Source organism: Streptomyces rubrogriseus (assembly GCF_027947575.1).
Taxonomy (GTDB): Bacteria; Actinomycetota; Actinomycetes; order Streptomycetales; family Streptomycetaceae; genus Streptomyces; species Streptomyces rubrogriseus.
Genome location: NZ_CP116256.1, coordinates 4,180,450 through 4,196,924, shown reverse-complemented (window position 1 = coordinate 4,196,924; position 16,475 = coordinate 4,180,450). Strand labels below are relative to the sequence as shown.

The window sequence follows — 16,475 nt, the reverse complement described above, 5'->3', positions numbered from 1 at the left end:
AGCACCCGGCCCGTTCCTCGCGGTGGGCCGGGTCGTCCCGTGTCGCTCGCCGGGCGAGCCCGACGCTCCAGTCGTGGCCAGCCACGACGGTGATGCCTACGGAGCCCCTGCCAGGGCGCGGAGCTGTTCGGCCAGTCGATCCAGTTCGGCTGTCGCCGAGGGGGAGGTGTCGTTGAGTGCGCTGCGTGCGGCGGTCTTGCTGCGCAGGAAGCGCCGCAGCAAGGCGACGAGCATGCCTTCCGGCAGGGTCTGCAGTGCGCCGAACACGCGCGGGACCGGTGGTGTCGGCATGGCGGCCATGCCATGCCGCATGAGGCGGAGCATGCCGCCTACGGCGTCCCCATCCTCGGCCAGCGCTGCCGGCCCGCCTGCTGCGCGCACCGCCCGGCCGAGCGGTATCTCGAACGCGGCGTGGGTCTTGAGCCAGGCGTCCATCCGTGGCTCGGCCTTGACCTTGATGTTCGCGGCGCGGAACTCGCGGACGATCCGTTCCGACCGCGGGGTGGTGCGCCCATGGGGCTCACCGATCGGCATCGGGACCCGGCCGGCCATGAAGCTGAGCGCCCGGTGGCGGACCACGTCGCCGTCCATGGTGCCGCCGGCCAGAGCCGGGGGGAATCCGAGCAGAACACGCCCGCGGCCGATCGCTGCTTCCAGCGGCTGCGCACCGGCGGCCCAGTTGTGGAGGAACAGGACGTCGCCGTCGACACCGGCCAGCGATTCCAGCACCGCGTCGACCTGATGGGTGCGGACGGTGACGATGACGAGGTCGTATCCGCCTGCCGGGTCCTCGATGACCGGGACCGGCACCTGCCGGACGGCAGGGCTGTCCTCCTCGGCGAGCTGCACGCCGTACCGGCGCAGGGAGGCCAGACGGGGGCCCCTGGCGAGGAGTGTGACATCACGCCCGGCCTCGTACAGGTGGGCGGCGAGCAGGCTCCCGCACACCCCGGCGCCGTAGACGAGCAGTTTCATGCGATCACATCCGAATTGGTCAAACGTTCGTTTCAATCGATCGTTTGTATAGTACGGGACATGGTGCAGACCGATACCCGGACCAAAGTCCTCGATGCCGCCGAACGCCTCTTCGCCGAGAACGGCTACAGCGGAACCTCGGTCCGCGCGATCACCGGCCTCGCCGGAGCCAACCTGGCCGCGGTGGCCTACCACTTCGGGTCGAAGGCGGACCTCATGGCCGCGGTCGTCCGCCGCGTGATCGATCCGATCACCAACGCCCAGCGCACCCGGCTCGACGAGCTTCTCGCGAGGGCCGGGGAGCCGCGGGTCGCCGATCTCGTAGAGGCCTTCGCGGGTCCTCTGTTCGACGACATGCCCACCGATGGCGACCGCGGAGTACACGCGTCCCGGTTGATCATGACGATCCTCAGCGATCCCGCCGAGGAGGCCCGCGGCTGGACCGGCCCGGACGACGCCGCCGTTCGCGAGCGCTACCTGACGGCCTTCGCCCGCGCGCTGCCCGGCCTCACCGCGCCCGAGCTGCTGTTTCGACTGCGGGGAGTCCTCGCCGTGACGGCCGTGGACCGCGTCGAGGCCCATCACCAGCCGACCCCCACATGCCCAGCCGCGACCGGCCGGGCCGCCCGCAGCTGGGCGATCACCTTCCTGACCGCTGCCATGAGCGCCCCGGCGACCGAAGCCGGGAAATAGCGCCCGCACATTTTCCCCGCGTGCTCGCGGCACCCGCACGACGGACTCGACGTCCGTCAGCGTTCCACCGTGCCGATGAGCCGGCCCCGAGCCAGAACGGGGGAGCTGAGGCGAGAGCAGGGCACGGGGCCTCGCCGCGGTGTCCGTCTCGCCCTGCAGACGCGGTCAGAGCGGCATCCGAGCGGTAGCGAGCGCGAGGAGATGTCTCGCGGCATCGCCGCCGGGGAATCAGCCCGGCAGCCGGCCAAGCGGCTTGGCCGATCTCCTTCGACCGTCTCCCGCGAGATCTCCCGCACCGGAGGCCGTAACCGCTACCGAGCCGCCACGGCCGACGCAATCGCCTGCGACCGCGGGCGCCGCCCCAAGCAGGCCGAGCTCGCGCAGCGGCCCGCTCTGCGCGCCTGGTGGAGACGAGGCTGGTCCTGTGCCGGTCGCCTGAGCAGATCCCAGGATGGCTGCGGCGGCCGTTTCCTGGTGACGCCCGGGCGCACGCCGATGTCGGTGGACAGTGAACGGCGCGGCGTGACACGGGGCGCACTGTTCGGAACCGTGACCCGCCATGTCATTCCCTAATGGGTGAATATCCCCGCGGCACGGTGTGTCGCGACCCTCGCGTCAGCACTCTTCCGCTGATGGCTCACGCGGTGGGCGGGGCAGTAGGGGGTTCACGTGATGCGGCGCCAGCGGCCGGTTCCATGGCGACACCGAGCGCGTTATGTCTTCGACCGGACACTGGCCCGAAGCACGGGGGCATTGCTCGGGTGGCTGGCGGCCTGCTGTCTGGCGATCGTCGTTCCCGTCAGCACGCTCCTGGTGTGGACCGACCCGCGGGCGCCCCGCTCCCTCTCGGAGCGGCTCGTCGCCGTGTGGCGTACGAGCGCCGAGACCCTCCGCCTCGGAGGGGTGACCGGCGCGCCGCTCCGCATGCTCCTGTCGGTGTTTCTCGGATTGATCGCTCTGTTGTGTGTCTCCACGCTCGTGGGTGTGATCACGACCGGGCTGGGTGACCGGTTGGAGGAACTGCGACGGGGCCGGTCCACGGTGCTGGAGAAGGGGCACGCGGTGGTGCTCGGCTGGTCCGACCAGGTGTTCACCGTCGTCGGTGAGATGGTCGTCACCCAGGCCGGCAGGGTGCGGGGAGCCGTCGCCGTGCTCGCCGATCGCGACTCCGCCGCGATGGCCTCGGACTTGAACGTCGCGCTGGGGGTGACGCGCGGAGTACGCGTCGTCTGCCGTACGGGCGCGCCGACCGACCCGGCCAGCCTCACGCTGCTGTCCCCGGCCGCGGCGCACTCCGTCCTGGTGCTGCCGGGCGACGACGACGCCGCCGACGCGGAAGTGGTCCGGGTCCTGTTGGCCCTGGGAACGCTGCTCGGCTCCGAGGCGGGCCCGCCGGTGGTGGCCGCCGTGCGGGACGAACGGTTCCTGACTGCGGCCCGGCTCGCTGCCGGCCCCCGGGGCGTCGTCCTGGACGTCGAGTCCACGACGGCGCGGCTGCTCGTCCAGGCCGCCCGGCACCCCGGCTTGGTGGCCGCGCTGAAGGACCTCCTCGATCTCGCGGGCGCCGAGTTGCACGTTGTCCACGCACCGGACGCCGTGGGGCTGACGTTCGCGGAGATTTCGCTGCGGTACGAGGAGGTCTGTGCCGTCGGGTACCTGGCGGCCGACGGTCGTGCCCTGCTCACACCGGCGTCCAGCGCACGATGTGGCACTGGGGACCGTTTGATCGTCGTCGCGCGGGACGATCGGCCGCCTCTTCCGAAGCAGGAGGGCACCGCTGTGGATCTCACCGTCATGGCGGTCCCGCAGGACCAACAGCGGGCTCCGTCGAAGACGTTGCTGCTGGGGTGGAACCGTCGCGCTCCACTGGTCCTGGACTTGCTGAGCCGCACCGCGCAGCCGGGCTCACACCTGCACGTCGTCACCGGTTCCGACGACGGATCGGTGACCGCGGGGCCCGCGGACCCCACCGGCGACGGAAGGGTCACCGTGGCGTACCACGTCGGGGAACCGACCCGACCCGACACCCTTCGTGCACTCGACCTGTTCGGCTACGACAGTGTGATCGTGCTCGGACCGGACGTCGGACCACACCTGGCCCGACCCGACGACCAGCTCCTGCTCACGCTGCTGGCCCTGAGGGCCGTCGAGGAGGAGACGGGCCGGGCCCTGCCCGTCGTCGCCGAACTCAACGACCATCGGGGCCGGATGCTCGCTCCACTGGGCTCGGAGGCGGACGCCGTTGTGCGCGGCGAGCTGACCTCCCTGGTCATGACCCGGATCGCGCAGAACATCGGCATGGCCGCTGTGTTCGAAGAGCTCTTCGCCGCACGGGGTGGTGCCCTGGCCCTGCGCCCGGCCTCGCACTACGTGCTTCCCGGCCGGGCGGCGTCGTTCGCCACCGTGGTGGCTTCCGCCCTCAGGCGTGGGGAGTGCGCGATCGGGTATCGAGCGCACGACGCATGCACCCCGCGCCGGGATGTCGACGTACGTCTCGCCCCCGGCAAGGCGGAACGACGTGTCTGGACTTCCTCGGACGAGGTCCTGGTCGTGACCCCGTCGGCAGCGGGATCCCCCTGCCCAGGTAACGCGTCCGACGAGCGCCCGGCGCGCCCTGACGTGCTCCCCGAAGCCCGGCGGAGCACAGACGACAGGCCTGCGCGAGGCCCCGCCCCTGAATGAGGTGCGGAAGTCGGTTTCCCGGGAAGGTCAACCTGCGGGAGATCCCGGTTCGACCAGGACCGGGGTCTCGCCCGGTCCTCGCGGGGGTCCTCCATGACTGGCCGTGGGCGACACCCAGTCAGGCTGCTGGCCTGCGGGTGATCCGACCAACAACCTTTGCCTCAGGCGACACCACAAGTTCCACCTCAGTAACAGCCCGCCTACAGGTCGAACTCCAGGTGCTCGATGTCCGTGAACCGGACCTCCTCCAGGGAGCCGGCGCGGCGGCCGCCGTCCTGGAAGTACACCTCCTTGAGTGCTTCGGCCGCGATCTCCTGGAGTCCGGCGTCGCCGGCGCCGGCTTCCTGGGCTTCGAAGAGGCGGGCGGCGTACTGCGGCGGCAGGGCTACGGTCAGGTGACGGATGCGGTCCTGGTCCGTGGACCCGATCGGTGCGGTGTAGCCCATGCGGGCGCGGGTGTCGATGACGATGCCGCCGGTGGTCGCCGCCTGCTGCCGGGCCCTGGCGCGGACCTGCGGCTGCCACCGGGCCTTCACCTCGCGCTCCAGACGGGCAGCGAGGTCGGGACGGGGTCTCCTGATCTGGTTCTTCACGTAGCGCTCGACGGTGCGCTGGGAGACCCGCAGCATCTGGGCGACCGCCTTGGTGCCCTTGAGCTGCTTGACCAGGTACCGCATCTGCGCGCCCGCGCTCTTGGGCGCCGGGCGGGTGAACGCCTTCTGCACGGCGGCGTCCAGGCCGTCCCCGAACAGGCTCATCGCCGGCTCCTACTCTCCGCTGTCGGCGTCGGTGACGGTGCCGTCCTTGATGTACCGGGCGAGGTTCAGCTCCGGGGCGTCGAACCGCTCGCGGACCTCCTCACCCCACAGGACGCTCTGCGTGCCCTCGTGTTTGACCAGGCCCGGGTTGACGCCCAGTTTGAAGCCACCGGGCAGCGGCTTGCCGTCGCGGTAGGGCAGGAAGTCGAGCGGCGAGGGCCCGGCGGACGCGTAGACGACGCAGTCGGACAGGATCGCGATGGGGTACTGGCCGGTGAACGCCGCGTGCTTGACGATCTTGCGGTGCAGGTTGGTGCGGGTGCGGGAGATGACCGCCGCGCGGATGTCCGGCCGCCATGTGGGCCGGGACAGGGCGCGCCACGGCTGCCCGGGTTTCCAGCCCTCGCCCCGGGGGCGCTCGCGGAGCTTGCCCAGGCCGCCCTTGACCGTCGCCTTGATCGCCGCGACGACGATCGCCAGCTCGGGATCACGGGTCTTGTAGTCGGCCATCGCGGCGAGGAAGTCGTCCGGCGCGCGGTCGGCGTCGACGCCGAGGTCGGACATCGTGGCGAGGTAGGCATCCCGCAGCCGCTGGTACCAGCCGTCCAGGTAGCGGCCGTTCTCGTACCGGACCCACGCCTCGATCGGACGTACCTCGTAGCCGAGTTCCGTCGCGTACGCGACGGTGGGCGTCGCGTACCAGGCCGGGCCCTCAGGATGCTCGCCCTTCGGCGTGAACGGGCTGGGCAACAGCGAGGCGTCCAGCTCCACCCACTCCTTGCCCGCCTTCACCCGCGACAGGTCGACATGGGAGAGGTCCACCAGCCACGAGCCCGGCAGCTTCGCGTCGAACACCGGTCGCTCGACGCGGGTGGGCGCTCCCAAGCCGACGGTCAGACCGTTGGCGCCGGCGGCGAAGGCCATGTTGACGTCGATGCCGACCAGGTGCCGCAGCATGCATTCGTCGTCGGTCATGGGCCGGGCCCAGTCGTAGGCCTCCTCGAACAGCTTCTCCGCCGGGCCGCGGACGTGGAAGCGCGGCAGGTCCGCCAGGAGCGGGTGGCCGTCGGGGGCCTCGCAGGGCGCGCAGTCGACCGGGTCCTGGCCCAGACTGCCGGGGTTGCGCTCGGAGTGCCGCTTGCCTGCCGCGTCCGGCTGGGAGGCGCGGGTCGGCGGGTGTAGGGCGGTCATCAGCTCCAGGCCGGTGACGGCGGTCGAACCGCGCGGCGTCATCACCCTCGATGCGTACACGCCCAGGACGCGGGCGAGTTCGGCCGGCGGGAGCTGCTCCGCGTGGCCCCAGTGCCGAGTGTCCAGCGCGTGCCAGGAGGGGATGCACAGCTGCACGCACTGGCGGTCCGAGCTCTTGGCCGGGCGGTAGATCCGCGCCCACGGGCCGAACCCGCGCTTCGTCAGCTTCCACTCCGCGCGGACCAGCTGCTTGACGACCTTGTGGCCCTCCGGAATCCGGCCGGCGAGCCGCTCCTCGTCCGTGAGCGTGACGGGCAGGCCGTAGCGGTGCAGAGCGGCTTCGGTGAGCACGAGCAGCGGGTCGGCGTCCTTGCCCGGCCCGGACAGCTTCGGCTGCCCGAGCCTCGCCTCCGCCAGGGTCCAGTCCACCAGGGCCGCAAGGCTCTTGGCGGGCACGTCCAGGACCAGACCGCCCGTGCAGTACGCCCGTACCTGCCCGTCCTCTACATCGACGACCGCCAACGGGCCGTTCTCGAACCGCGGATCGGTGCCACCGGCCGGGGCGGTGTGGAGGGAGGCAGCGCTCTGCTTCCCTTCCCCGCGCCTCGCCGCCGGCTGTCTGCCGGGCGCCGCCGGGCGGGACGGTGCCGTCGGCGCGGCGGCCGACGGGGACGGCGGGGCGGCAGGTGCGGACGGCGAGGGGGCGCCCGGGTCCGGCCGCGGCGGGGCCTCACTGTGGCCGGACGGCGCGGCGGACGCCGGGAAACGCCGGGACAGGCCCTCCAGGAGTCTGCGGTAGGCCTCGAGGCGTTCGGCTTTCGGTTCGGCGCGGCCCGTCTCCCATGCCTGGATGCTGGCTACACGCACGCCGAGGGCCTGTGCGACGGCGGCCTGGGTCAGTCCGGCCGCCTCACGCAGGCGGACCCGCTCGTCCAGGACCGGCAGCACGTCACCGTCGTCGACGGCGGCGAGCAGCGCGTCGACGGCGGTGAGCAAGGGCTGCGGCTGGTCTGTCATCTGTTGCGCTCCTCTACCGGACACCCTGACGGATCTCCTCCAGGCGGGTCACCAGCCGCTGGTAGCGCTGGGAAGCCGCCTGGGAGGAATTCAGGCCCTGATGCCCGGCGATCTGCCGCCAGTCCATACCCCGGCGCCGGGCCTCGATGACAACCTGCGTCTCCAGCCGGTCCAGTGCCACACGCATCTCCTCGAACAGACTCAGCCCAGCGGCCACCTCGTCAGCACTCACGTCCGGACGCTGCCCACCGTCCTGCCGGTGTTCTGCGGCGGCCGCCAGCAGACGCCCCAGCAGCGCAGCGTCCTGTTCCAGTTGATGCGCCGGACCCCATCTGCCGGCCGGATCCTCCGCAACCGCGGACAGCCGCGCGCGGGCCCGGCCATGAGCTTCAGCTGCCATACCGGCATGCTACCGCCCCCGTGGAAGGAAACAACGAACCGTTGTTTCCTTCCACGGGGGCGGTTGCGGACGTGGACGGCGGGTCCGCCGGCGGACCCCGCGACAGCCACCACGCCCCCACCCCCACACCCCCTGCCAGCACACCCACACCACGAACCCTCTGCAGCCCACTCGATGACACCCCGCCGCCCACTCGCAGAGCGCGATAGTTGGCCAGTCTGAGTACTGTCGAGCAGCTCAGTCGGTGTGGCGACGAGCCCTGCGGCAAGGAACTGCTTTCACATGCAGCCGCATCCTGTTCCGTAGAACAGCAGGAACACGGCGGTCGCGGCGGTCAGGGTGAACCCTGCCGTGGTCGCGGCGGCAAGGGCCCGATGACCGCGGCCCTTCGCGGGATCGCGGAAGAGCTCCCAGGCGCCGTGGGCGAGGAACAGGCTGAGCAGCCCGGCCGCCGCCACGGTCAGGCGCGGGCTGAATGACCAGCTCAGGTAGACGATCAGAGCCAGTCCGACGAGCAGGGCGCAAGCGAGCAGGGTGAGGATCACCTCGGCGACGGCTTCCCCGACTGTCTCCAGCAGGAACTCACTGATCCCTCTCGCTACCCGCCGGACTCGCACAGCGTTCCCCCGTCCTCAAGCACCACTCTCCCCTCCCAGGGGCTGAAGTACAGGACCCATGCAGGGTCGGAATGGTTGCTGACCCACGTGGCCCCGTCGACGAGTTCCACACCCTCCACTGGCCAACTAGGCCGTGTTTTAGGTAGCGCGGGTGGCCAGCCATTCGGTGAGTTTGCCCGCGATCTGGTCGATGCTTGCCTCGACGATGGCGTCGTGCTCCGCGGCTGCAGTTGGAGGGTGGCGCGACCGTGTCACAGGTCGCCGAGCGCCTCGGCGTGGTCAGGTCGACCGCCCTCCGGCTGCTGGCCATGCGCGTGTACCGGGATTTCGCCGTGCACGGCGGCAACTGTGTCTACCGCGCCGGGCCGGTGTTGGAGCTGGCCGCGCACTCCCAGTCCCTGGTGTCACGGTTGCGCGCCACGGCCCTTCCGTATCTGCACCGGGTTGTGAGCCTCCTGGACGAGGCGACGAACCTGATCGTGCGCACCGGGGACACCGCCCGGTTCATCGCCAACGTCGAATGCCGCCAGGCGTACAGGGTCGGCTCCCGCGAGGGCATGGTATTCCCGGCCCACCGCACGACGGCGGGACTGCTGACGCTCGCGGACCTCGCCGACGAGGTGTACGCGCCCGAGCGCTACCGCGACCGTCCGTCCGAACGGCCGGATCCCGCCCGGCTGCGGACCGGGCTGAAGCGGCTGCGCCGCAACGGGTTCGCCGTCAACAAGGAGCGCTCAGAGCGGGGTCTGATCGCCGTCGGCGTCCCGGTGCGCGACCGGGACGGCACCGTGCTGGCCGGCCTGTCCGTGTCGATGCCCGGCGTGCGCTACGACCCGAAGCGCTTGCAGTCGCTGGTCGCCACGCTGGAGGCGGCAGCGCACGCCATCGACGAGGACCTGGACGACCAGCTCTGAGACGCGATCAGGTCGTCGGCCGTTGTAGTCCGGCGCGCGTTCTGCTGGCGTTTCGGTCGCGGGACCGGCTACGCAGCTGGAAGTGCGCCGAGGTGACCGGGTCGGTGCCGCGGCGATGTACCGCATCTGGGCGACGTTGGTGCGCGGGTCGTAGCCCAGGGTCTGCGTCAGCGCCTCGTGGCGGGCTTGCACGGTGGAGTGGTGCATGCCCAGTGCCGCGGCGGCGGAGCGGATGCTGTCGGCTTCCACCAGCGTGCGGAGTACGCCCGCGGAACGCGCGTCGAGTCCGGCGAGAGCGCGCACGTCTTCGTGCGGTTTCTGTGGGTCGAGGAGCGCTGCGTGGCAGGGCGGCGCTTCCGAGGCTCCGAGGCCGTCGATCGAAGCAGGCGTCATTTGCCGCTGTAGACGGGGAACGCGCTGTGCTCGCCGTAGTCCACATCCCGCAGGCCGCGCAGGACGTCCATGTCGTCGTCGGTGATCTCGAAGTCGACCTGGGCGTTGGAGCGCATGTGCTCGGGGTTCGCCGTCTTGGGCAGCGACACCGTGCCCAGCTGCAGGGTGTAGCGGATGCACAACTGCGGGACGGACACGCCGTACCGCTCCGCCATCGCCTGGATCTCGGCATTCTCCAGGATCGCTCCGTGCGCGATCGGCGAGTACGCCTCGACGAGGATCTGCTTGCCCTCGCAGTGGTCGAGGAGCTGCGACGGGGTGTTGCCCGCGTGGACGAGCAGCTGATTCACGTGCGGTACGACAGTCGCGCCTTGGAGGAGGTTCGCCAGGTCCTGCTGCTGGAAGTTGGACACCCCGATGGAGCGGATCCTGCCGGCTCGGTGTGCCTCTTCGAGCGCGCGCCAGGCTGCGCGGTTGCCCTCGGCGTAGTCGCCGCCGCGGAAGTCATTCCACGGCTGCGGGCTGTGGATGAGCATCAGGTCGATGTACTCGAGGCCGAGCTTCTGGAGCGACTCGTCGATCGAGGCGACCGCCTCGTCGTAGTCCTTGATCTCGGCGGCGAGTTTCGTCGACACGAACAGCTCGTCGCGGGGTACCGCGACGGTGCGCACACCCTCGCCGACGCCGCGCTCGTTGCCGTACGCCTGGGCGGTGTCGATATTGCGGTAGCCGATCTCCACAGCCGCGCGGACCGCGTCGGCCGCCCGATCGTCGTCGATGAACCAGGTGCCGAGTCCCAGCTTGGGGATCTCGACGCCGTTTGCCAGCGTGTAGGTCTCGTCCAGGATGGTCATGCGTTCGCTCCGTTCCTCGGCAGCTTGCCGTACACCTCGTCGGTGACGGGCTCGAGCCATTCGTTGCCGACGCCTTCGCCCGGGGTGATGAAGGCGAGGTGGGAGAACCACGAGTCGGCCTTGGCTCCGTGCCAGTGCTTGGTGCCCGCGGGGACGCGGATCACTGTTCCCGGCTCCATGCTGATCGGGTCCTCGCCCTCGGTCTGGTACCAGCCGCTCCCCGCCGTACACAGCAGGATCTGGTCACCGCCGCCGCCCGTGCCGTGGTGGATGTGCCAGTTGTTGCGGCAGCCCGGCTCGAAGGAGACGTTGCTGACGGGGACGCTTCCGGAGGCGAGTGGGGCCAGGTAGCTCTGGCCGATGAAGTACTGCGCGTAGGCGTCGTTCTTCTCACCGAGCGGGAAGATCTGGTCGAATCCAGTAGCGGCCATGTTGTTGCTTGCTCCTTTGCTGTGGTGCATATGCCCCGCCGATCGTGCGAGCCCTGTTTGCCGCTCGCGCCGAGGATCAGGCGGAGCGCTCGTCCGCGATCTTCTTCAGCAGAGTGATCGCGGTCATGGCGTTGGGCCATCCGGCGTAGAACGCCAGGTGCGTGATCGCCTCGGACAGCTCTTCCACGGTGAGCCCGTTGTCCAGGGCCACCCCCAGGTGGTACGGCAGCTGCTCGCCGCGGTGGAGGGCGGCCAGCACACCGACCGTGACCAGACTGCGGTCCCGCAGGGAGAGCCCTGGGCGCTCCCACACGTCCTGGAACAGGACTTCGTTGGTGAGATCGACGAGCTTCGGCGCGATGCCAGCCAGTTCCTGAGGCGCGGACAACTGTGCCATGAGGTGACTCCTTGCGAGGGTACGAACACGAGGGCGCGGCGTTGAACACTGTCGGTCACCCGGGGCCGACAGGCATCCGCAAGAGGGTGCCCGCCTACCGGACCCGGGGCCGCACCCGCTGCCACCATCGAGGAAACCGCAGCTCACAGGCGTGCGGAAGGTGCTGTCGTTCCAGGTACTGGCAGAACCTCCCAGTCGCGCTCCACTGCTCCTAACCTGGGCAACATGGACACCGCCCGCGAGATCCGCGAGTTCCTCGCCACCCGCCGCGCCAAGATCACCCCGGAGCAGGCCGGCCTGCCCGCCTTCGGAAACGGCAACCGCAGGGTCCCCGGACTGCGCCGCGAGGAAGTCGCCATGCTCGCCGGTGTCAGCGTCGACTACTACGTCCGCCTGGAGCGCGGCCAGCTCGCCGGAGCCTCGGAGGGAGTCCTGGACGGGCTCTGCCGCGCCCTCCGGCTCGATGACGCCGAACGCTCCCATCTGAGCGATCTCGCCGCCGCCCAGCGCCGCCGTCCGGCCCGCCGCACCGCTCGCCGGGCCGGGGACACCGTCCCCGCCGGCCTCAAGCGGGTCCTGCGGTCCATGACCGGCTCACCGGCCTTCATCCGCAACGGCCGTCTCGACATCCTTGCCGTCAACGACCTCGGTCGTGCCCTGTACGCTCCCCTGTTCACGGCCCCGGCCCCCACCCCGGTGAACATCGCCCGCTTCCAGTTCCTCGACCCGACCAGCCGCGGCTTCTTCCCCGACTGGAACGCCTCGGTCAACACCACGGTCTCGCTGCTGCGCACCGAAGCCGGCCGTGCCCCGGGCGACACCGACCTGACCGGTCTGATCGGTGAACTCGTCACCCGTAGCGAAGAGTTCCGCGTGGCCTGGGCCAGGCACAACGTGCGCCTCCATCACACTGGGCGCAAAGCCTTCCGTCACCCAGCCATCGGCGAGGTCACCCTCGACTTCGACGCCATGGAAATGCCCGCCCACCCCGGCCTCGCCCTGACCACCTACAGCGCCGAGCCCGGCACGCCCGACCACGATGCCCTCATGCTGCTCGCGTCCTGGGCAGCCACCGGTCAGGAACGGGCCGACACCCGATCCTGACCGCGCTACCCACCGCTACGAGATCCGCGAGTGCGCAGTGACCCTTCTCGTCCACTTAGTGGTCTCCTTGACGAGTCGGGGACGGCCCGGCGCCGGGGCGCGGCGGTACACGCGCCCCCGGTCGGGGTGCCCCGGTTCGGGGCGGTGTTCAGTGTGTGGTGTATCCGCCGTCGACGGGCAGGGCGACGCCGATCACGAAACTGGCGCCGGGGCTGCACAGCCACACGGCCGCGGCGGCGACTTCCTCGGCCTGGCCGAGGCGCCCGATGGGCTGGTCGCTCATGATCGCGGCCATGGCCTCGGCCTGGCCTTCGAGCATGTCGGCGACCATCGGCGTCTCGATCACGCCGGGGCAGACGGCGTTGATGCGGATGCCCTTGGGCGCGTACTCGACCGCGGCGCTCTTGGTCAGGCCGATCACGCCGTGCTTGGACGCGTGATAGGCGGCGCGCTCGGGCAAGCCGACCAGTCCGCCGAGAGAGGAGCAGTTGACGATGGCGCCGGAGCCCTGGGTGCGCATCTGGCGCAGTTCGTGCTTCTGCGCGGCCCAGACGCCGCGAAGGTTGACGGCGTTGACTCGGTCGAAGTTCTCGGCCGTCTCGTCGGCGGCGTCCGAGGGCGGGGCCTGGATGCCGGCGTTGTTGAAGGCCATGTCCAGGCGGCCGTAGGTGTCCACCGCGCTCTGCACCATGGCGGCGGCCTGGTCCTCGTCGGTGACGTCGCACACCACGCCGATGGCCTGGTGCCCGGCGTCGGTGAGTTCCTTGGCGGCCGTCTGCACGGCGGCCTCGTTCACGTCGGCCAGGACGACGGCGGCGCCGGCCTGGGCGAAGGCGCGGGCGGCGGCCAGTCCCATGCCGGAGGCGGCACCGGTGACCAGGGCGACCTGGCCCTCGAAGTTGTACTGCGGGTTCATACTCAGGGGTCCGATCTCTGTGGCCGGCGGTCCCGGCGTCGGGCACCGCCTCGTGCTGGGGTCGGCCGCGTTCTGGCCGCGGCGGATGAGCCTGCTGGTGGTTCTCAGGGGCGCAGGAGGGTCTTGATGGCGCGGCGCTCGTCCATGGCCCGATAGCCTTCGGCCGCTTGGTCCAGGGGGAGTTCGAGGTCGAAGACCTTGCCCGGGTTGATTCGCCCGGTGAGGACGCGCTCGATGAGGTCGGGCAGGAAGGCGCGGACCGGGGCGGGGCCGCCGCGCAGGGCGACGTGGGAGAAGAACAGTTCCTCTCCGTCGAGTTGCACGCCGTGCGGGACGCCGACGAAGCCGACGTTTCCGCCGGGGCGGGTGGAGTGCAGGGCCTGCCGCATGGACTCGGGGCTGCCCACGCACTCCAGGACGGCGTCCGCCCCGATGCCGCCGGTCAGCGCCTTGACCCGGGCAACACCCTCGTCGCTGCGCTCGGCGACGACGTCGGTGGCGCCGAACTCTCGGGCCAGCTGCTGGCGCGGGGTGTGGCGGGACATGGCGATGATCCGCGTCGCCCCGAGTTCCTTGGCGGCGATGACGGCGCACAGGCCGACCGCGCCGTCACCGACCACAGCGACGGTGTCGCCAGGCTTGACCTGGGCGGCGGTGGCCGCGTACCAGCCGGTGCCCATCACATCGGAGCAGGCCAGCAGGCTCGGGATGTGCTCCTCGGCCACATCGCCGGGGACGTGGACGAGGGTGCCGTCGGCGAGCGGGACGCGGACGTACTCGGCCTGGCAGCCGCCGACGAACTCGCGATGCAGGCAGTTGGTCTGGTAGCCGTTCTCGCAGTTGGGACAGGTGTTGTCGGAGGCGAAGAACGAGCCGACCACGAGTTGTCCGGGCTTGATGCTCGCCACCTCGCTGCCGACCTCTTCGACGATGCCGACGTATTCGTGGCCGCCGGGGGTGGGCCCGTCGATCGCGTTGATTCCGCGGTAGTCCCACAGGTCCGAGCCGCACACACAGGTGGCGACGGTCCGGATCACCGCATCGGTGGGCTGCTGGAGGGCGGCCTTGGGCCGGTCTTCGACCCGAACGTCGTGGGGGGCGTGAAGGACGGTTGCGCGCATGATTCTTTCCGTAATCGTGAGAGGTGGAGTGCGGGACGCCGGATCGGACGCAGGTATCCAGGAAGGTCAGGAGGTTCGGGCGGGGCGGCGGCGCCCCGAGGACTCGTTGACCGTGGGGTGGATGAAGGGAGGAGTGTGCATCCGCCGTCGCTCGTCGCATTGCGGGCGGCGGTGAGCGCGGACGTGACCCTGGGCCGTTCGAGGCAGGACGCCATGTGGTAGCGTCGGGATCAGCTCCTTGGTCGCTGTGTGCGTTCGCCCGGGCCTTGCCCACACGGAAGGCGAGCTGTTCGCTGCTGCCATCCGGGCCGGCCCTGACCGGGCTCCAGTCACGCGGGGCCGGTCGTGGCCCCCGCACTCTCGCCGCTCGAACAGCGCCTCCTTGCCGCGTCGCGTCAGTGCCGGGGCAAGATCCCCCGACTGCTGACGCGGCGCTTCGGGCTGCTTGTCCTTCGCCATCACCGACTCCTTTCCGTGTGGAGGCTCAGCGCGTTCCCACACGCGCGGGAGGGCATCGTCTTCCATTCCGCCTTGCCCGGATGGTGTGTGCCACCTGACGGCAGGGCGGCCGTCTGCTGGTGTGACATCGATGAAACGGCAGGTCACGCGTGTGCGGAAGGACCCGCTGTTACACGTACTGGCAGGGCACCCCTCACAAGCCGCGATCGTCGTAGCCTCGAAGGCATGGACAACCGCAGCGAGGTCCGCGAGTTCCTCACCAGCCGCCGCGCGAAGATCACCCCGCAGCAGGCGGGTCTGCCGGACGCCGGACACCGGCGGGTCAAGGGACTGCGCCGCGAAGAGGTCGCGATGCTCGCCGGGGTCAGCGCCGAGTACTACGCCCGCATGGAACGCGGAAACCTCTCCGGTACCTCCGAAGCCGTCCTGGACTCCCTGGCCGGTGCGCTGCGGCTCGACGAGTCCGAGCGTGCCCACCTCATGGACCTGGCCAGGACCGCCAGCACCGCGCGCCGGCCCGCACGCCGCCGCACCGCGCAGCCCATCCGGCCCGTCCTGCAACAGCTCCTCGACGCGATGACCGACGCGCCCGCCTTCATTCGCAACGGCCGCCTCGACATCCTCGCCACCAACAACCTCGGCAAGGCCCTGTACTGGCCGCTGTTCCAGGACCCCGCCCGGCCGGTCAACCTGGCTCGCTACCAGTTCCTCAACCCGGGCGCCGAGCAGTACATGACGGAACTGGACCAGCAAAGAGCCGCAGCCGCGGCCCTCCTGCGCACCGAGGCCGGACAGGACCCGTACAACCGCGACCTCAGTGACCTGATCGGCGAACTCTCCACCCGCAGCGAGGACTTCCGGTCGTTGTGGGCCGCACACAACGTGCGCCTGCACCACACCGGAATCAAACGCTTCCGCCACCCCGCGGTCGGCGATCTCACCCTCGCCTTCGAGGCTCTGCCCGTGCCGACCGACCCCGGTCTGGTCCTTACGGCCATGAGCGCCGAACCCGGCACCCCCTCGGCTGACGGCCTCAAACTGCTTTCCAGCTGGGCCGCCACACTCGACGAGGACCACCAACCGGGCAACGAGCCCAGCATCGACCAGGACGCCAGGCACCGGCCCTGAGCGTACGACTGGAAGCGCGCGGAGCTTTCCCGCTACTCGCTCCCCAACGCGCGTATCCGCACCCTTCGTTGAACCGCGTCATGCGGTCACAAGGACCGCCGCCGGTGGAGAACCGCCAACTGCTCGCGTCCGATCCTCTGCAACACGTCGATGATGGGCCTCCACTCGGAGGAGGAAGGCCACGGGGCGGCCCGGGACGTCGGCGCGGTCGGTGCCGGTGCCGGAGCCGCACACAAGATGGCCTTCGGTGACCGTCTGCTGGCCACGCCGGTGCAATACAGACAGCAGAAGGACGCACAGGACCTGAACAGCCCAGGCCGGGGGTCTGCCCCTCATCGGGACGGGGCGAGGACTCTGCAGGCCGGACTCAAGGGCTCATCCCCTCGATGGTTTCTCGGACCCGGTATGCGGGCCTAACCAGCGGT

General features: G+C 70.5%; 16 protein-coding genes. 6 read left to right on the top strand and 10 right to left on the bottom strand.

What is annotated here, in order from left to right; translation table 11 throughout:
- Window positions 1-96: 96 nt before the first annotated feature.
- Window positions 97-975 carry a ketopantoate reductase family protein gene (locus Sru02f_RS19140; protein WP_109031221.1) on the bottom strand — a complete coding sequence of 293 codons (879 nt, stop codon included), beginning with the start codon at window positions 973-975 and terminating at the stop codon, window positions 97-99.
- Window positions 976-1,035: 60 nt separating this feature from the next.
- Here Sru02f_RS19140 and Sru02f_RS19135 point away from each other — a divergent pair, with 60 nt between their 5' ends.
- The 3 genes from Sru02f_RS19135 to Sru02f_RS19125 all read left to right on the top strand — a co-directional run bounded on the left by Sru02f_RS19135 (window position 1,036) and on the right by Sru02f_RS19125 (window position 4,350).
- A complete protein-coding gene (locus tag Sru02f_RS19135; protein ID WP_109031220.1) occupies window positions 1,036-1,668 on the top strand; it encodes a TetR/AcrR family transcriptional regulator in 633 nt (210 codons plus the stop codon).
- Window positions 1,669-1,743: 75 nt separating this feature from the next.
- Complete coding sequence (locus tag Sru02f_RS19130; RefSeq protein ID WP_331478591.1) at window positions 1,744-2,241, top strand: helix-turn-helix domain-containing protein; 498 nt, start codon at window positions 1,744-1,746, stop codon at window positions 2,239-2,241.
- Between the two features lie 99 nt (window positions 2,242-2,340).
- Window positions 2,341-4,350, top strand: coding sequence for a CASTOR/POLLUX-related putative ion channel (locus Sru02f_RS19125; protein ID WP_109031219.1), 2,010 nt, complete (start codon window positions 2,341-2,343; stop codon window positions 4,348-4,350).
- Between the two features lie 200 nt (window positions 4,351-4,550).
- Here Sru02f_RS19125 and tpg read toward each other — a convergent pair whose 3' ends face one another.
- The 4 genes from tpg to Sru02f_RS19105 form a co-directional block, all read right to left on the bottom strand.
- Window positions 4,551-5,108 (bottom strand): telomere-protecting terminal protein Tpg, encoded by a 558-nt coding sequence (tpg, locus tag Sru02f_RS19120; protein ID WP_109031218.1) that lies wholly within the window; start codon window positions 5,106-5,108, stop codon window positions 4,551-4,553.
- A 9-nt stretch (window positions 5,109-5,117) separates the two neighbouring features.
- A complete protein-coding gene (gene tap, locus Sru02f_RS19115) occupies window positions 5,118-7,316 on the bottom strand; it encodes a telomere-associated protein Tap (protein ID WP_109031217.1) in 2,199 nt (732 codons plus the stop codon).
- 13 nt (window positions 7,317-7,329) lie between these two features.
- Window positions 7,330-7,716, bottom strand: coding sequence for a hypothetical protein (locus Sru02f_RS19110; RefSeq protein ID WP_109031216.1), 387 nt, complete (start codon window positions 7,714-7,716; stop codon window positions 7,330-7,332).
- A gap of 278 nt (window positions 7,717-7,994) precedes the next feature.
- A complete protein-coding gene (locus Sru02f_RS19105; RefSeq protein WP_167469426.1) occupies window positions 7,995-8,261 on the bottom strand; it encodes a lysine transporter LysE in 267 nt (88 codons plus the stop codon).
- 320 nt (window positions 8,262-8,581) lie between these two features.
- Between Sru02f_RS19105 and Sru02f_RS19100 the strand changes: the two genes are divergently transcribed.
- A complete protein-coding gene (locus Sru02f_RS19100; protein ID WP_244941787.1) occupies window positions 8,582-9,247 on the top strand; it encodes an IclR family transcriptional regulator in 666 nt (221 codons plus the stop codon).
- Between the two features lie 389 nt (window positions 9,248-9,636).
- Here Sru02f_RS19100 and Sru02f_RS19095 read toward each other — a convergent pair whose 3' ends face one another.
- The 3 genes from Sru02f_RS19095 to Sru02f_RS19085 form a co-directional block, all read right to left on the bottom strand.
- On the bottom strand, window positions 9,637-10,494 hold the full coding sequence (locus tag Sru02f_RS19095) for an aldo/keto reductase (protein WP_109031213.1): 858 nt from the start codon (window positions 10,492-10,494) through the stop codon (window positions 9,637-9,639).
- The gene (locus tag Sru02f_RS19090; RefSeq protein ID WP_109031212.1) at window positions 10,491-10,925 is read right to left on the bottom strand and encodes a cupin domain-containing protein; all 435 of its coding nucleotides are present in this window, start codon (window positions 10,923-10,925) and stop codon (window positions 10,491-10,493) included. Before Sru02f_RS19090 ends, Sru02f_RS19095 begins: the two co-directional genes overlap by 4 nt.
- A gap of 76 nt (window positions 10,926-11,001) precedes the next feature.
- The gene (locus Sru02f_RS19085; protein ID WP_109031211.1) at window positions 11,002-11,322 is read right to left on the bottom strand and encodes a carboxymuconolactone decarboxylase family protein; all 321 of its coding nucleotides are present in this window, start codon (window positions 11,320-11,322) and stop codon (window positions 11,002-11,004) included.
- A gap of 225 nt (window positions 11,323-11,547) precedes the next feature.
- Here Sru02f_RS19085 and Sru02f_RS19080 point away from each other — a divergent pair, with 225 nt between their 5' ends.
- Window positions 11,548-12,426 (top strand): helix-turn-helix transcriptional regulator, encoded by an 879-nt coding sequence (locus tag Sru02f_RS19080; RefSeq protein ID WP_109031210.1) that lies wholly within the window; start codon window positions 11,548-11,550, stop codon window positions 12,424-12,426.
- Window positions 12,427-12,574: 148 nt separating this feature from the next.
- Here the strand turns inward: Sru02f_RS19080 and Sru02f_RS19075 are convergent, their stop codons facing one another.
- A complete protein-coding gene (locus Sru02f_RS19075) occupies window positions 12,575-13,342 on the bottom strand; it encodes a glucose 1-dehydrogenase (protein WP_109031209.1) in 768 nt (255 codons plus the stop codon).
- A 104-nt stretch (window positions 13,343-13,446) separates the two neighbouring features.
- On the bottom strand, window positions 13,447-14,463 hold the full coding sequence (locus tag Sru02f_RS19070) for a zinc-dependent alcohol dehydrogenase family protein (RefSeq protein ID WP_109031208.1): 1,017 nt from the start codon (window positions 14,461-14,463) through the stop codon (window positions 13,447-13,449).
- A 684-nt stretch (window positions 14,464-15,147) separates the two neighbouring features.
- On the opposite strand from Sru02f_RS19070, the gene Sru02f_RS19065 reads away from it, so the two are divergent.
- Window positions 15,148-16,050 (top strand): helix-turn-helix transcriptional regulator, encoded by a 903-nt coding sequence (locus tag Sru02f_RS19065; RefSeq protein ID WP_109031207.1) that lies wholly within the window; start codon window positions 15,148-15,150, stop codon window positions 16,048-16,050.
- The last annotated feature ends 425 nt before the right edge of the window (window positions 16,051-16,475 follow it).

Excerpts from the sequence above, each read along its gene's own strand:
- Sru02f_RS19065 (WP_109031207.1), top strand. The coding sequence starts at position 15,148 with ATGGACAACCGCAGCGAGGTCCGCGAGTTCCTCACCAGCCGCCGCGCG.
- Sru02f_RS19125 (WP_109031219.1), top strand. The coding sequence starts at position 2,341 with ATGCGGCGCCAGCGGCCGGTTCCATGGCGACACCGAGCGCGTTATGTC.
- tap (WP_109031217.1), bottom strand. The coding sequence starts at position 7,316 with ATGACAGACCAGCCGCAGCCCTTGCTCACCGCCGTCGACGCGCTGCTC.
- Sru02f_RS19140 (WP_109031221.1), bottom strand. The coding sequence starts at position 975 with ATGAAACTGCTCGTCTACGGCGCCGGGGTGTGCGGGAGCCTGCTCGCC.
- Sru02f_RS19135 (WP_109031220.1), top strand. The coding sequence starts at position 1,036 with ATGGTGCAGACCGATACCCGGACCAAAGTCCTCGATGCCGCCGAACGC.
- Sru02f_RS19130 (WP_331478591.1), top strand. The coding sequence starts at position 1,744 with ATGAGCCGGCCCCGAGCCAGAACGGGGGAGCTGAGGCGAGAGCAGGGC.
- Sru02f_RS19075 (WP_109031209.1), bottom strand. The coding sequence starts at position 13,342 with ATGAACCCGCAGTACAACTTCGAGGGCCAGGTCGCCCTGGTCACCGGT.
- Sru02f_RS19070 (WP_109031208.1), bottom strand. The coding sequence starts at position 14,463 with ATGCGCGCAACCGTCCTTCACGCCCCCCACGACGTTCGGGTCGAAGAC.
- Sru02f_RS19080 (WP_109031210.1), top strand. The coding sequence starts at position 11,548 with ATGGACACCGCCCGCGAGATCCGCGAGTTCCTCGCCACCCGCCGCGCC.
- Sru02f_RS19090 (WP_109031212.1), bottom strand. The coding sequence starts at position 10,925 with ATGGCCGCTACTGGATTCGACCAGATCTTCCCGCTCGGTGAGAAGAAC.
- tpg (WP_109031218.1), bottom strand. The coding sequence starts at position 5,108 with ATGAGCCTGTTCGGGGACGGCCTGGACGCCGCCGTGCAGAAGGCGTTC.
- Sru02f_RS19085 (WP_109031211.1), bottom strand. The coding sequence starts at position 11,322 with ATGGCACAGTTGTCCGCGCCTCAGGAACTGGCTGGCATCGCGCCGAAG.
- Sru02f_RS19110 (WP_109031216.1), bottom strand. The coding sequence starts at position 7,716 with ATGGCAGCTGAAGCTCATGGCCGGGCCCGCGCGCGGCTGTCCGCGGTT.
- Sru02f_RS19095 (WP_109031213.1), bottom strand. The coding sequence starts at position 10,494 with ATGACCATCCTGGACGAGACCTACACGCTGGCAAACGGCGTCGAGATC.